This window comes from Vibrio sp. M260118 (assembly GCF_036533755.1).
In the GTDB taxonomy this organism is placed as follows: domain Bacteria; phylum Pseudomonadota; class Gammaproteobacteria; order Enterobacterales; family Vibrionaceae; genus Vibrio.
This window is the reverse complement of record NZ_JATABG010000719.1, coordinates 1-463: the sequence shown is the minus strand read 5'-3', so window position 1 is coordinate 463 and position 463 is coordinate 1. Positions and strand designations below refer to the sequence as shown.

Below are 463 nucleotides of genomic sequence, written 5' to 3'. Positions count from 1 at the left end.
CAACAAGGCAAACCGTTATGAGGGTTCGTACAGCCAATGCCCTAATTTAACTTTGATTAGGGCTCTTTATCAGCGTTTAATGTCTCGATTTTATGTACATCAAATGAATACCGGTGGGGGTTATCTTAGTCAAATCCCGACTGTACACATACCCATATTTTTCTAACAAGTCGATAGAGTGATATGTCCATCCAGCAGCAAACGCCACACCTGCTAATGCAAAATAAAGACTAATTTTGTTAGCTAACTGCATAGCTCTTTGAGAATAAAGCTCATTGATTTTTTTCCCGTATAGCAACGCTTTAGGTGTCATAAAAAGCACACACACTAAAGCCCCAAAAACACCAACAGGAACCCACAAAGTAATAATGGAGACTTGCACAGTATCGGCTCGATTCAATAGATCAAGGTAATCCAGATAAACCCCATGAGAAGGATAAAGCCAACACAGCAACATTAATGA

At 39.5% G+C, this 463-nt stretch carries 1 protein-coding gene; it reads right to left on the bottom strand.

All coding sequences use genetic code 11. From position 1 onward, the window contains the following. Positions 1 to 76: 76 nt before the first annotated feature. A partial coding sequence (locus tag QTO00_RS20840) for a hypothetical protein (RefSeq protein ID WP_331426405.1) occupies positions 77 to 463 on the bottom strand: 387 nt, incomplete at its 5' end.